Annotated in this window: 11 protein-coding genes; 7 read left to right on the top strand and 4 right to left on the bottom strand. The window is 42.3% G+C overall.

All coding sequences use genetic code 11. The annotated features are described in order from the left end of the window. The gene (locus FGG15_RS07770) at positions 1-543 is read left to right on the top strand and encodes a hypothetical protein (protein WP_138834914.1); all 543 of its coding nucleotides are present in this window, start codon (positions 1-3) and stop codon (positions 541-543) included. A 96-nt stretch (positions 544-639) separates the two neighbouring features. Beyond that, a complete protein-coding gene (typA, locus tag FGG15_RS07765) occupies positions 640-2,439 on the top strand; it encodes a translational GTPase TypA (protein WP_138834912.1) in 1,800 nt (599 codons plus the stop codon). Between the two features lie 76 nt (positions 2,440-2,515). Here the strand turns inward: typA and ppgK are convergent, their stop codons facing one another. After that, positions 2,516-3,289 carry a polyphosphate--glucose phosphotransferase gene (gene ppgK / locus FGG15_RS07760; protein WP_138834910.1) on the bottom strand — a complete coding sequence of 258 codons (774 nt, stop codon included), beginning with the start codon at positions 3,287-3,289 and terminating at the stop codon, positions 2,516-2,518. Between the two features lie 207 nt (positions 3,290-3,496). Next, a complete protein-coding gene (locus tag FGG15_RS07755) occupies positions 3,497-4,180 on the bottom strand; it encodes a cell division ATP-binding protein FtsE (protein WP_138834908.1) in 684 nt (227 codons plus the stop codon). A 209-nt stretch (positions 4,181-4,389) separates the two neighbouring features. On the opposite strand from FGG15_RS07755, the gene FGG15_RS07750 reads away from it, so the two are divergent. The 3 genes from FGG15_RS07750 to FGG15_RS07740 all read left to right on the top strand — a co-directional run bounded on the left by FGG15_RS07750 (position 4,390) and on the right by FGG15_RS07740 (position 10,363). Next, the gene (locus FGG15_RS07750) at positions 4,390-7,407 is read left to right on the top strand and encodes a tetratricopeptide repeat protein (protein WP_138834906.1); all 3,018 of its coding nucleotides are present in this window, start codon (positions 4,390-4,392) and stop codon (positions 7,405-7,407) included. Positions 7,408-7,418: 11 nt separating this feature from the next. Next, complete coding sequence (locus tag FGG15_RS07745; RefSeq protein ID WP_138835438.1) at positions 7,419-9,170, top strand: TonB-dependent receptor; 1,752 nt, start codon at positions 7,419-7,421, stop codon at positions 9,168-9,170. A gap of 101 nt (positions 9,171-9,271) precedes the next feature. Then, a complete protein-coding gene (locus FGG15_RS07740) occupies positions 9,272-10,363 on the top strand; it encodes an OmpA family protein (protein WP_138834904.1) in 1,092 nt (363 codons plus the stop codon). Positions 10,364-10,391: 28 nt separating this feature from the next. On the opposite strand, the gene FGG15_RS07735 is transcribed toward FGG15_RS07740, so the two are convergent. Next, entirely contained in the window at positions 10,392-10,733 is a 342-nt protein-coding gene (locus FGG15_RS07735; RefSeq protein ID WP_161991935.1) for a carboxypeptidase-like regulatory domain-containing protein, read from the bottom strand. 149 nt (positions 10,734-10,882) lie between these two features. Here FGG15_RS07735 and FGG15_RS07730 point away from each other — a divergent pair, with 149 nt between their 5' ends. Next, positions 10,883-11,971, top strand: coding sequence for an OmpA family protein (locus FGG15_RS07730; protein ID WP_138834900.1), 1,089 nt, complete (start codon positions 10,883-10,885; stop codon positions 11,969-11,971). Between the two features lie 136 nt (positions 11,972-12,107). Next, on the top strand, positions 12,108-13,730 hold the full coding sequence (locus FGG15_RS07725; RefSeq protein ID WP_138834897.1) for an amidohydrolase: 1,623 nt from the start codon (positions 12,108-12,110) through the stop codon (positions 13,728-13,730). Between the two features lie 49 nt (positions 13,731-13,779). Here the strand turns inward: FGG15_RS07725 and FGG15_RS07720 are convergent, their stop codons facing one another. After that, a complete protein-coding gene (locus FGG15_RS07720; RefSeq protein WP_138834895.1) occupies positions 13,780-14,322 on the bottom strand; it encodes a DUF2911 domain-containing protein in 543 nt (180 codons plus the stop codon). Positions 14,323-14,479 lie beyond the last annotated feature (157 nt).

The raw sequence follows: 14,479 nt of genomic DNA, 5'->3' as shown, positions 1-14,479 counted from the left end.
ATGAAGATTTCCAACTTTTTCGCTTTTCTCTTTTTTCTTCCTGTATTGCTTTGCGCCCAAACGAATAAAAATGTTGAAGACCACCAATTTACGGTCAATGTATTGTTACCGGGAGTGGTGTATGAGTACGGAATTTCGCAGAATTCAACCTTAACCGCTGAAGCTACCATGAGTTTCGCCTACAGGAATTCCGATTTTTTCGGCTCTGGTTTTGGGGTTTATCCCATTGGAAAATTGCAATATAGACACTACTACAATTTTCAGCGACGTTTGGATTTGGATAAGAAAATATCCGAAAACACTGCAAATTATATCGCGCCAACTATAGGATTACAAGGTGGGAATGCCATCTTGGGAGATTTGGATTATTCGTCGGATTTCTTTGCGGTTGCAGGCGCAGTGTACGGACTGCAGCGTGTCGGAGAAAAGGGGCTGAGCTTCCGATTTGAGGTGGGGCCAGCCTATTTCTTTGACGAATTCGATGATGATTTTGGATTGTTCGTAGCCATTAAATTGGGTTGGGTAGTTCGCAAAAATAGATAGGCGCAAACTTCCTCATAATCAATAAGATAAAAATAACAATACTTAATGTGCACAAGTAAAAAATAGCAGTATCTTTGCGGGCTTAAAATTCAGCTTATGTCCAAGATCAAGAACATTGCAATCATAGCGCACGTAGACCATGGTAAAACTACCTTGGTGGACAAGATTATGTACCACTGCCGTTTGTTTAGGGATAACGAAAACAAAGGTGACCTGATTCTGGACAACAACGATTTGGAACGCGAACGTGGGATTACGATTGTTTCCAAGAATGTTTCCGTAGTATATAAAGACACTAAAATCAACATTATTGACACTCCTGGTCACGCGGATTTTGGGGGAGAAGTGGAAAGGGTATTGAACATGGCCGATGGGGTTTTGTTGCTGGTAGATGCTTTTGAAGGACCCATGCCCCAAACGCGTTTTGTGTTGCAAAAGGCCATTGATTTAGGCTTAAAACCTTGCGTGGTGATCAACAAGGTAGACAAGGAAAACTGTACTCCGGAGGAAGTACACGAAAAGGTCTTTGATCTCATGTTTGAGCTTGGAGCGGAAGAGTGGCAGCTGGATTTTCCAACCGTGTATGGTTCTGCAAAGCAAAACTGGATGAGTGAGGATTGGCAGAAACCCACAGACAACATAGAACCACTTTTGGATATGGTCATTGACCATGTGCCAGAGTTTAAACCGGAAGAAGGTTCAACCCAAATGCTGATTACCTCCTTGGATTTCTCCTCCTTTACAGGTCGAATTGCCATTGGCCGCTTGCAACGCGGTACCCTAAAAGAGGGACAGCAGATTTCTTTGGTCAAAAGAGATGGAAGTATTGTGAAGACCAAGGTCAAGGAGCTATTCACTTTTGAAGGATTGGGACGCCAAAAGGTTTCAGAAGTTGTTGCTGGTGATATTTGCGCCATTGTAGGTGTTGAAGGTTTTGAGATTGGTGATACAGTAGCGGATTTTGAAAACCCAGAAAAGTTGAAGACCATCGCTATTGATGAACCTACCATGAGTATGCTGTTCACAATTAATGATAGTCCATTTTTTGGTAAGGATGGTAAGTTTGTGACTTCCAGACATATCAAGGAACGTTTGGAGAAAGAATTGGAGAAAAACCTGGCCCTTAGGGTTGAGGAGACCGATAGTGCGGATAAGTTCATGGTTTTTGGAAGAGGTGTCTTGCATCTTTCGGTTTTAATTGAGACCATGCGTAGGGAAGGCTACGAACTTCAAATTGGGCAGCCCCAAGTAATTATCAAGGAAATTGATGGCCAAAAGTGCGAACCTGTTGAGCATTTGACCATAGATCTTCCTGAAGAAGTTTCTGGAAAAGCTGTGGAGATGGTTTCCATCCGAAAAGGGGAGATGACCAGTATGGAGGCCAAAGGGTCCCGTATGCTTTGTGAATTTATTATCCCATCCCGTGGGATTATTGGACTTAGAAACCAGTTGTTAACGGCAACCGCAGGCGAAGCAATCATGACACACAGATTCTTGGAGTACCAACCTTTAAAAGGAGAGATTGCCCAGCGCATTAATGGATCATTGGTTTCCATGGAAAACGGTACCGCCATTCCATATTCTATAGACAAACTTCAAGAACGTGGTAAGTTCTTTATTGATCCGGGAGAGGATATATATGAGGGACAGGTCATTGGGGAAAATTCAAGAGGGGATGATATGACGATTAACGTGACCAAGACCAAAAAACTTTCCAATGTACGCTCGGCCGGTGCCGATGATAAGGCTAAAATAGTTCCTGCTATCAAATTTTCTTTGGAAGAGGCGCTGGAGTACATCCAGAAAGACGAATACGTTGAAGTAACCCCTAATCATCTTCGTCTTAGAAAAATCTATCTAAAGGAAGTGGATAGGAAAAGAAATAAGATTGATTAGGTAGGTTGATGGATTCCTGCTTTGCGCTACCGCTAAAGCTTTTGGCTGCACACGGTCGCAGGAATGACATTCTTGATTACCCGTTCGTACTAAGATTCAAGTGCCCGTGGTGTTGTTCCCGTAAGCAGGCGACGGCAGGACCGATGATTCCGGCATGATTCATTAATTCCGCTTTGACCACCTCGGTTTCAATAGTGATCAAATGACTGAATTCCTTCCATTTTTTAGAGGTGCCACCACCCACAATAATTAAATCTGGTGCGGTGATCAATTCCACATAATGAAGGAATTTGTTGAAGCGCTTACCCCATTTTTCATAGCTTAAGTTTTCCCGTTCCTTGGCCGAAGCGGCTGCCCATTGCTCAATTTTCTTGTACTTTTTATACGGAATTTGGCCCAATTCAAAATTGGGAAGTAGAATACCGTTGTAAAACGCACCACTACCCAAGCCAGTACCGATGGTTATCATAAGAACCAGGCCTTTTTTACCTTTGCCCACCCCGTAGTTCATAGAAGCGTAGCCCGCAGCATCTGCGTCGTTGAGTACGGTAAATTCATGGCCGGTTGCCTGGGTAAAAAGTTCATCAATGTTGACACCTACCCAGCTTGCATCTAGATTTCCTGCAGAGGTACAAACCCCATTTTTGACAATGGTCGGGAATCCGCAGCCCACTGGGCCTTCATAGTCGAAATGGTCCACAATTTGCTTGACAACTTCTGCCATATCATTGGGTTTACGTCCCTCAGGTGTAGGAATTCGAAACCTTTCAGATACCATTTCGCCAGTTTCTGCGTTCACCAGGGCACCCTTAATGCCTGATCCGCCAATATCAATACCAAGAATTTCCATGAATGGAGTGTAGATTTAATTTTGACAAAGAAACAAAAATCTTTTTGCCATCAAAGTGTTGATTTGTTGGATTTTCCAATTGTTATCAACGACGAAAACATGATGGAATGAACGAAGATTTTCCATCCAATTTGGTTTGTTTTTAAACTTAGTTAAGTGGAAGAGGCGACCCGACAATTGCCTAAGTCTTAATCCTTGCGCAAATATTTAAACAGCTTTTTGAATCACCTCAAAAACTTTACTGCCATCGCATTTGAGTGTTTTGTGCGGATATTTCAATATCAAGGCATAGTCATGGGTAGCCATGATAATCGTCCTTCCGGTTTGATTGATATCCTGCAAAACCTTCATGACCTCTACGCTCGTCTGCGGGTCAAGGTTCCCGGTAGGTTCATCTGCCAAAATAATTTCGGGGTCGTTCAAGAGTGCCCTCGCTATGGCAATACGTTGTTGCTCTCCCCCTGAAAGTTCATGGGGATATTTAAAACCTTTGGTTTTCATTCCTACCTTGTCCAAAACTTCCTCAATTTTAGCATCCATTTTGGAATCATCCGTCCATCCGGTTGCTTTGAGTACAAACCTCAGGTTGTTGTTTACATTGCGATCAGGCAGCAACTTAAAATCTTGAAATACAATTCCAAGTTTCCGCCGTAAATAAGGAATTTCCTTCTCCTCTAGATTTTTCAGGTCAAAATCCACAATGGTGCCTGTTCCTTGCTTCAAGGGTAAATCGGCATAAAGTGTTTTCATGAAACTGCTCTTTCCACTTCCGGTTTTACCAATTACGTAAACGAATTCCCCTTTTTTTACTTGGAGGGTAATATGGTTTAGGATAAGATTTTCGCTTTGAAAGACAGCGACATCCTGTAATTTTAAAATCGTTTCGGACATTTAAGGCAAAGGTTTATAAGGTTAAGCATTTGTTTTGCTCCTTGGGAACCAAGATTTTAACTCAAAAAAATGATCAAAACCTATTTCAAAGTTACCATGTTTAAAATTAATTTGAATAGTGTGATTGCTCTTTTCGATGTATTAAAAATATACTTTGGCTTGAATTTTGACGTTATGGTAACAGTCAATCGAGAACAGCGTAGAACACTATGAGTCGAAAAAGCTTCCTTTTAGTTCCCATTTTTCTGGGAACTGTTTCAATTCTTTTTGCCCAAGAGACCCAGGTATTTTCCCATGAAGACAAGGCTTTTCAAGATGCTTTGGCCTTGTACAACAATCAGCAATACCAAGCCGCCCAGACTATTTTTGAAAAGGTAAAGACCACCGCTTCGGATGGAGAGACCGAGGCCAATAGTGCTTACTATGCGGCCAATGCAGCTATTAGGTTGAACCAACGCGGAGCGGATAAAATGATGGAGGATTTTGTGGAGCGCTATCCTACATCCACCAAGCGAAATTCGGCTTTTTTGGATGTCGCCGACTATTATTTTGAGACAGGAAAATATCCCTATTCCCTCAAATGGTATAAAAAGGTGGATCAATCTGCCATGTCCAATGCGGACAAGGAACGCTTCAATTTTAACAACGGCTATGCACTGTACGCTTCTAGAAGACCCAAGGAAGCTGAACGCTATTTGAGCAGGGTGAGCACTTCCCAAAAATATGGCTCCCAAGCCAAATACTATCTTGGATACATTGCCTATGAACAAGACGATTACGATGAGGCCAGCGCCCGTTTTGATCAAATTACAGACCCGGAGTTACTTAACGAGAAGCTCTCTTACTATCAAGCAGACCTCAATTTCAAATTGGGCAATTTTGAGGAGGCTATTGCGATGGCCAAAAAGCAGCTTCCCAAATCCGATCGTAAAGAAATCTCGGAACTGAACAAGATTATTGGCGAGAGCTATTTCAATCTAAAAAAGTACAATGAAGCTCTTCCCTATTTAAAAAAATACAGGGGCAGAAGGGGGAAATTGAGCAATACGGACTACTACTTAATGGGCTATAGCCATTATATGCAAGGTGATTTTGAAGGGGCCATTCAGCAGTTCAACAAGATTATTGGTGGTACCAACAGTGTTTCGCAAAACGCCTATTATCATCTAGCGGAATGTTATCTCAAGCTCGATAAAAAGTCGGAAGCTTTAAATGCTTTCAGAAATGCTTCCCAAATGGATTTTAGTCCGGAAATTGAAAAGGATGCACTGCTGAACTATGCGAGATTGAGCTATGAAATTGGAAATGCTTACGAGCCAGTTCCCCAAGTGATGACTGCCTATTTGGAAAAATATCCGAGGGATGAACACCAACAAGAAATACAAGAACTTTTGGTGGATTCCTACATCACTTCCAAGAATTTTGAAGGAGCCATGGAGCTTTTGGAGAAAAACAAGGGATATGCCAGCAAGGAGACCTATCAGAAAGTGGCATTCTATCGGGGGGTCGAATTGTTTTTGGATGGCGATTATGAAGCTGCCGTTGAGCGTTTTTCCAAGTCCATCAAGAGTGCAGAAAACCCAACATTTGAGGCCAGGGCCCTATACTGGATGGCCGAGAGCAACTACAGGTTAAATCGCTTTGAGGAAGCGTTATCTGATTTTGGAAAGTTTCAAGGTAACCCTGCTGCAAGGAATTTGGAAGAGTATCCGGATTTGGATTACAATCTAGGGTATTGTCATTTTAAATTGAAGGATTACAATAGAGCCATTTCGCATTTCAATAAAGTGACAACATCGAGCGGAACAGATGAAAAAACCAACGATAGTTATGTGCGCCTAGGGGATAGTTACTTTGTGACTAGCAAGTACAATTCAGCCTTGTCTGCGTACAATGAGGCTTCAAAAATGAATGGTCCCGAAAGAGATTATGCGGCTTTTCAAAAGACGCTTTGCCATGGATTTTTGGGTAAGAATTCCACTAAAATTGAAGGTCTCAACCAATTTTTGACCCGCTATCCCAAGTCTTCGTTACGGGATGATGCCATGTTCGAATTGGGAAATTCCTATATCAAATCCGACAATGAAAGTTTGGGATTGCAGAGTTATGATCGATTAATCGCTGAGTTCTCAAAAAGTAAGTTTGCACCCCGTGCCATGTTACGCCAGGGATTGGTGCACTACAATGCCAATAGAAATGGTCAAGCATTGACCAAACTGAAAGCAGTGGTTCAAAAATACCCGAATACCCAAGAGGCCAAACAGGCCGTGGCTACGGCTAAATTGGTGTATGTAGATGAGGGCAGGGTTAGCGAATATGCCGCTTGGGTTAGAAACCTTGATTTTGTTGAGGTAACCGATGCCGAATTGGACAATGCCAGTTTTGAGGCGGCCGATAGAAAATATGCGGAGCGAAAAACCGATGCCGCTATACGCGCTTTTGAAGATTATCTGAAGGAATTTCCAGCCGGAATCCACTCCCTACAGGCCAATTTTAACCTGGCTCAACTGTATTTTGGGAAGGAGATGAAAAACCAAGCATTGGATAAGTATTTGGTAGTGGCCAATAGCGGAAGCGGAGAATACACGGAACAGGCACTAACAAGGGTGTGTGAGATTTATGTGGGAAAACAGGATTACCAAAAGGCCATTCCTTATTTGGAGCAATTGGAAAACACTGCGGAAATAGCCCAAAACAGAACTTTTGCCCAGTCCAATTTGATGAAAGGTTATTACGGGCAAGACAATTATACCAAGACCATTGCGTATGCAGAAAAGGTGTTGAAAGCCCCCAAAATTGACAACCGCATTAAAAGTGATGCCCAGATCATGATTGCGCGATCAGCGATAGCTACTGAGGATGAAGCCTTGGCGGAAACAGCTTATAGCGAAGTCAAAAAAATTGCCACTGGGGAGTTGGCAGCCGAAGCTTGGTACTATGATGCCTTCTTTAAGCACAAAAACCAGGATTTTGAGGGTTCCAATACCGCCGTGCAAAAATTGGCCAAGGATTATTCAGCCTATAAAGAATGGGGCGGTAAAGGGCTGATCATAATGGCCAAGAATTTTTATGCGTTGCAGGATGCCTTCCAAGCCACCTATATTTTGGAAAGCGTGATTTCCAATTTTGCCGAGTATGATGATATTGTGGCGGAAGCCAAAGGTGAATTGGCATTAATCAAATCAAGGGAGGCCCAAAGTAATTCATCCGTAGATCCAGGCAACTAAAACGAGACATGATGCAAAGGAAAAACTATATATTTTCTATACTATTTTTGAGCCTTTGGGGAGCAGTTTTTGCTCAGGAAACCGATGACATAGGTACAGAAACGGTTACGGTTGTAAAACCGTATTCCCCCACCGTTTCGGATGCCTTTAAAATTAAGTCGGCACCCAATCTGAACGATTCCATTGTACTCCAAAAAAAGAATATTGACTATAGTATCTTCTCCGTGCCGGTTGCTTCTACATTCACCCCGGCAAAAGGAAAGGCCTCCAAGGTGAAACGCACTCCTCCACCCACCTTATATAATTCCTATGCCTCTGTAGGTCTTGGGAATTACAATAATGCTCTGGTGGAATTGTATACCAGTCGCGAATTTAATCGTGGGGAGGACCTTTTGGATTTTGGACTAAATCATCATTCCTCTAGAGGAGCTATTGAAACTACTCCTTTGGATGCGGATTTCTACAGTACCAAGTTTGATGCTTCCTATGCCAAAAAGGACAGGGATATGGATTGGGGAGCCAGCGTAGGTCTTCAACATCAATTATATAATTGGTATGGTTTGGAAAATGGGGCATTTGACGAAGTCACGGTGGCTGGAATTGACGAGACGCAGAACTATTTCAATGCCCAAGCCAAAGCACATTTGAATTTGGAGGATTCCTATTTTAAAAGCGGTAAGGTCTTATTGCGCAGGTTCTGGGATACCACAAAGTCAGGGGAGAACAGAGTGGTTTTGGAGCCTTCTATAGAATTGCCCATTACCGAAGAATTGGTGACCATCAATGCCAAATTGGATTTTGTGAATGGGAATTTTAAAAATGCCTCCTTGAACAATACCCTTAACGATGGGGAAATCAACTATAGTCAGTTTCAGGTCGGGGTCAATCCCAGCTTACTGGTATTGCGTGATGATTTGACCCTGAATTTGGGAGCCAATTTTGTTTATGGTCTGGATACGGAAAACAGCGATTCCAACTTCTATATTTACCCGGCAATTACCGCTTCCTACCGATTGGTGGATGAAACTGTAATAGCATACGGAGGAATTGAAGGGCAACTGGAACAAAATTCCTATTACGACTTTGTTCAAGACAATCCTTATGTATCCCCAACTTTGGACATCCAGCCCACTGACAAACAATACGAGGGCCATGTCGGTATAAAAGGGCAGTTGATGTCCAATGTGGGGTACAATATCAAAGGTTCATATACCGCGGAAAACAGAAAACCTTTGTTCTTTTTAAACCCACAGAATTTATTCCGTACCGATGATAAGGGCTACTACTATGGGAATTCCTTTCAAGTGTTTTATGATGATGTAAAGACTCTGGGCATTTTTGGGGAACTGAACATTGATGTAAACAGAAACTTCACCTTAGGCATCAATGCGGAGTTCTTTGATTATGACACCGAAACGGATAATCCGGCATGGAACCTACCCAGTATCAAAGGTTCTGTATTCATGGATTATCAAATCAACAAGCAATGGTACTTGGGTGCCAATTTGTTCTTTGTTGGAGAACGGGAGGATTTGATGGCACAGGCCATTCAGAATGCAACTCCATCAGAATTTCCTGCTGCTATAGTGACCTTGGACAGCTTTTTTGATGCCAATGCCCATGCCGGTTATCGATTTAACGAGCAACTATCCATTTTTGTAAAAGCCTCTAATATTGCCAACAATAACTACCAACACTGGGCCAATTTTAGGGTGCAGGGCTTTCAGGCCTTGGCCGGGGTATCCTATAAGTTTGACTTCTGATTTGTAGGAAAAACACAATATAGTGTTAAGAAAATCGTTATTACATGCACGTCTATTCGTTCAGTACGTTCAGATAGGTGACCCCATATGGATTGGAAATCATGCGATTACGATTCAGCAACATATTGACCAACCTCACTCTAGCCCTGTTTTTTTCAGGTGTTATGGCCCAAAACCTCGTCCACAATGGTGGATTTGAGGATTTTGTGAATTGTCCTGTTAAGATGAGCAATCTCAACGGAGATACCGAGTATTGGAGCGCCCCAACCTTGGGTACCACGGATTATTTTAACAAGTGTAGCAAGACCAAGTTGGGAATTCCCATGAATTTTAAAGGAAAGCAAGAAGCATACGAAGGAAATGCCTATGCTGGTTTGTACCTCTTTGCGCCTAAGGACTACCGGGAGTATATTCAAGTGGAACTAACGGAAACCTTGAAAAAAGGGCATAGGTACCGACTAAGCCTTTCTTTGAGTCTTTCTGAAAAATCAGATGGAGCAGTAATGGATTTAGGTGCCGTTTTTGCCCAGAAACCGCTGTCCATACATACCAAAAGACAACTTTCCAACGCAGTTTTGGCCTCGAGCCAGACCCGAACCACCCATGCCAAGCAATTTTCGGCAACAGGCTTTTACGATGATAAAAAGGAATGGATGCAGGTGAGTTTGGATATTGTTGCCAAAGGATTTGAAAGGCATTTGGTATTGGGCAATTTTAAAAGCAATGGCGGAACGCATTACTTGGATTTTGGTAAAAGAACTGCTGGAGCAGAGGGTTACTCGTATTACTATCTGGACGATATTTCCTTGATATACTTGGGGCCGGATTATCAACCCGATCAAAGCTATGTGCTCAATCATGTCAATTTTGATTTCGACCGATTTGAGTTGGAGCCAAAGGCCAAGCAGAGCTTAAAGGATGTTTATGATTATTTGAAAAAGCACCCTCAACTCAAGGTTTCCATCAGCGGCCATACGGACGATCAAGGTTCCGATGATTATAATGATGTACTCTCCAAACAAAGAGCTGCTACTGTTGCCAGATATTTGATGAGATTGGGACTAAAACCACATCGAATTTCTTCTAAAGGTTATGGCAATAAACTGCCTTTGGATAGCGCTCTTACTGATAAAGCCAGACGTAAAAACCGTCGTGTGGAGTTTGTGATGACGGAGTTTGTGGAGGACGAGTAATCCGCCTATTATTCTTTTTATTATGGGTTTAGTGCTGCGTACTGGAAGTGCCACTGAGGAGTTCCTTCATTTCAGCATCATACTCCAATACAATACTCTCCGTACTTCCCCCATCCAAAACAAAGAATGATTCAGGTTGGTACCCCTTGGATTTGATATTGATTTTCCAATGAAAAGCCTTTTCGCTAGCAAGAACAAAGGAACCATCGTAGTCCGTGTAAGCGACACTATCGGTACCACTTATTTCAACGGAAGCCCGGTATATGGGAAAGCCAAGCTCGTCTACAATTTTGCCCGTTATCTGATTTTGACCAAAACCAAAACAAGGCACAAGGGACATCATTAGCATAAAGGTCACTATGCGCATCATAGTAAGATTTGGACTATAGTAACGTATTTTATTGAAAGTTAGTATCATATGCCGTGCTAAACTGAGGCAACAAAATTGAAAAGTTAGACAATACCGGCCTAAATCCAACGTTTATATAGGCGGTACGAGAACCTAAAAACATAATTACTATGATTTATAAGGTTACTCGTATTTTTTTTATACCATTATTTGGCTTCTTATTGGGACCTGCACTTATTGGGCAAAACCTGATACTGAACCCCAGCTTTGAAAAGCACAATTCCTGTCCCGTTAATATTACGGCGTTTGACTCTTTGCTTGAAGATATTTCAATTCCTTCATCAAGTTCTGGGGACTATTTCCATGAATGTGGCTCCAACGATTTTGGCGTACCGGCCAATTTTAAAGGCAGTCAGAAGGCAACGGATGGTTCTGGCTACGTAGGACTGTATTTCTATGCCCTCAATGATTATCGGGAGTATGTTCAGCTGAATACCCGTAAAACCCTTCGGGAAAAACATCCCTATAAACTGTCGTTGCAAGTAAGTCTTGCCGAAGCTTCAAGTTTGGCGTTAAAAAATATTTCGGTGATGCTGGTCAACAAAAAGATTAAATTGCCCAATAGCTCGGCGCTTACCACTTCCCGTCTGGATTTTCAGGAAGACGTTGTATTCCAAGAAGTAAAGCTAAAGCCCAATAAATCCCTGGCAAATACGGAGGATTGGGTAACCCTTACTGCAGAATTTGAAGCCAAGGGTTTTGAAAATCATATCATCGTAGGAAATTTTACCAGCAATACGAATACAGTGCTTTTGGATAAAACCACTCCGGTTTTATCAAGTGACTTCTCGTATTACTATGTAGACAATTTTGCCCTGGAAGAATTGCCAAGGGTCAATTATGAAAAAGATAAAATCTACGTGTTGGAGCGCAATCCTTTTGAGCCCAAAGGGTATGAGTTGGACGCTGAGGCCATGGCCAATGTCAAGAAAATATTCAAGTTCCTTAAGGAAAATGCAGAAGTGCAGATGAAAATTACTGGACATTCTGACAACGCTGGAAAACCTGGATACGACAAGTTCATTTCTTCCCTAAGGGCTAGGGCGGTTGCACTTTATCTCAAGAAATTAGGTATTGATGACAGCCGTATTGTCTGGGAAGGCGTTGGTAGTACAAGGCCACTGGGCAATGGAAAACTCAAGGATGATCATTTGGCCAATAGACGAGTTGAATTTGTAATGACCGAGGTAAAGGATTAAAAGTACATAGTAACCAACTGCAACTGTTTACTTGAAATCACCTCTTTGGAGGTGATTTTTTTTGCTCCAAGGATAAATAAGTAGATTTCAACTTTACTGCTACATTTTTCTATTTTTGAAGGAAACCTTCAAATTCATGAAAACATATCAAATAGGTCTTCTATTGATGCTTTTCCTAGCTGCATGTGCTCCAAAGGAAGAAGTTGATTTATTAGTTTACAACGCCAACATCTATACGGTTGATGCTGAATTTTCCAAAGGTAGTGTCTTGGTGGTCAAGGACGGACTTATCGTGGCTGTGGGTAGTTCTGAAGAATTACAACAAAAGTATAACGCCAAGGAGAATCTTGACGCCCAGGCAAAGACCATTGTTCCGGGTTTAATTGATGCGCATTGCCATTTTTATAACCTGGGATTGGATCAACAGATAGTGGATCTGGTTGGGACGAAAAGTTTTGATGAAGTCATCGAGAAGGTTATCGCCTTTCAAAAAGAACGTCCTTCCAATTTTATTCAAGGTAGGGGATGGGATCAAAATGACTGGGAGGTCAAGGAATTCCCAACCAAGAAACAACTGGATCGACTGTTTCCAGATATCCCTGTGGTTTTACAACGTGTGGATGGCCATGCCTATTTGGTGAATCAGAAAGCACTGGATTTGGCAGGAATTGACGGGCATACCCAAATGGATGGGGGAGAGGTAATTCTGGAGGGAGGTAAACCAAGCGGGGTATTGGTGGACAATCCCATGGTTTTAATCGATAATATAATTCCAAAGCCTCAAAGGGCTGAACAAATTCAGGCGCTGAAGGATGCTGAAAGCCTGTGCTTCAATTACGGGTTAACTACGGTGAACGATGCGGGACTCCATAAATCTACCATTGAACTTATAGATAGCCTGCACCAAACGGGGGACCTATCTATGAGGGTGTATGCCATGATCAGCAACACTCGAGAAAATTTGGATCACTATTTACAGGCAGGGATTTTGAAGACCGATAAACTCAATGTGCGATCGGTTAAAGTATATGGTGACGGTGCCCTGGGTTCCAGGGGAGCAGCACTTAAAAAATCATATTCGGACCAAGATGGACATTTCGGCGCCATGGTCACTCCTGTAGATCAAATTGAGGCCTTGGCAGGGCGGATAGCGGCTTCGGAATATCAAATGAATACGCATGCCATTGGTGATTCTGCCAACATTGTTGTCCTAAGAGCCTATAAAAAGTCGCTTGAGGGTACCAAGGATAGAAGATGGAAAGTGGAACACGCCCAGGTTATTTCGGAGGAAGACTTTGAATATTTTACGGAAGACATAATACCTTCCATACAGCCTACACATGCCACAAGTGATATGTACTGGGCAGAGGACCGATTGGGGCCGAGGCGGGTAGAAGGTGCTTATGCCTTCAAAAAATTATTGGATAAAGCGGGAATTGTGGCCTTAGGTACTGACTTTCCTGTGGAGAGGGTGAGTCCTTTCCTGACTTTCTATGCAGCGGTAGCCCGTCAAGATTTAGACCAGTATCCCGAAGGAGGGTTTCAAATGAAGGATGCCCTATCCCGTGAAGAAACACTTAGGGGAATGACCATCTGGGCGGCATATTCCAATTTTGAAGAAAACGAAAAAGGAAGTTTGGAACCGGGAAAATTTGCTGATTTTGTCATCCTAAGTAATGATATCATGACCATTACGGTAAATAAGATTCCAAACTTGAAAGCGGAACAGGTGTTTTTGGGAGGAAAACGCGTAAAATAAAAGCCCCGATTTATCGGGGCCTTGTGTGATATTATATCCTTATAATGGTTTAGAGGCTTATGTCCAGTGAAACCCTAGTGTTTCCCCAACCCATGACTAGATCTCCATCGTCTGCAAAAGCAATGGAAAAAATGTCCAAGGACTCGTTGGCCGTGCTTGTTCTGGCGGAAACCCGTATCACGTCGGCGGCACTATCGTAAGAATAAGCGCCCCATTGGTTAAGGTTGCTGTTCAATATGATGGTCCACTCGTCTTCCCCAGGAATAGTAAATAGGGAATAGCTTCCAGCCTTCACTGCTTTTCCGCCAACAGTAGCATCCTTGTAAAAAGTAATTTCGCTGGCTTCGTTGGCACCGGTTCTCCATACCTTGCCTACCGGAGCCAAATCAGCAAGATCCCTATTAACACCATCTTTTTTCAGTTTGGGTCGGCTATAGACCACCTTTATGGCTTTGTCCGATACCCTGTAACTGGAAGGATATGTGGCAATATCCGCAGGGCTTATATCCAGGCCGCTAAACTTTTGGGCGGCTAGCTCAGTAGAAAAAGTAAGTGTTAACATTAAAATGGTAAGTGAGAGAAATTTTTTCATGATGATGATTTTAGTTGTTCCCAAAACTAGGGTGTTAATGAATGATGATTTTATAAAAAGACGTTAAAATTTAACAAGACTTACAAAGTGATAGGGAATCATTAAATAATACCCGATAACCTAACATTATTTTCAATAAAACCTAATCGAATTACAA

Origin of the sequence: Flagellimonas algicola (assembly GCF_005937185.1) — a bacterium.
GTDB classification, from domain to species: domain Bacteria; phylum Bacteroidota; class Bacteroidia; order Flavobacteriales; family Flavobacteriaceae; genus Flagellimonas; species Flagellimonas algicola.
Note: the sequence above shows the minus strand (reverse complement) of the source record. Positions and strands in the feature narration are given on the sequence as shown.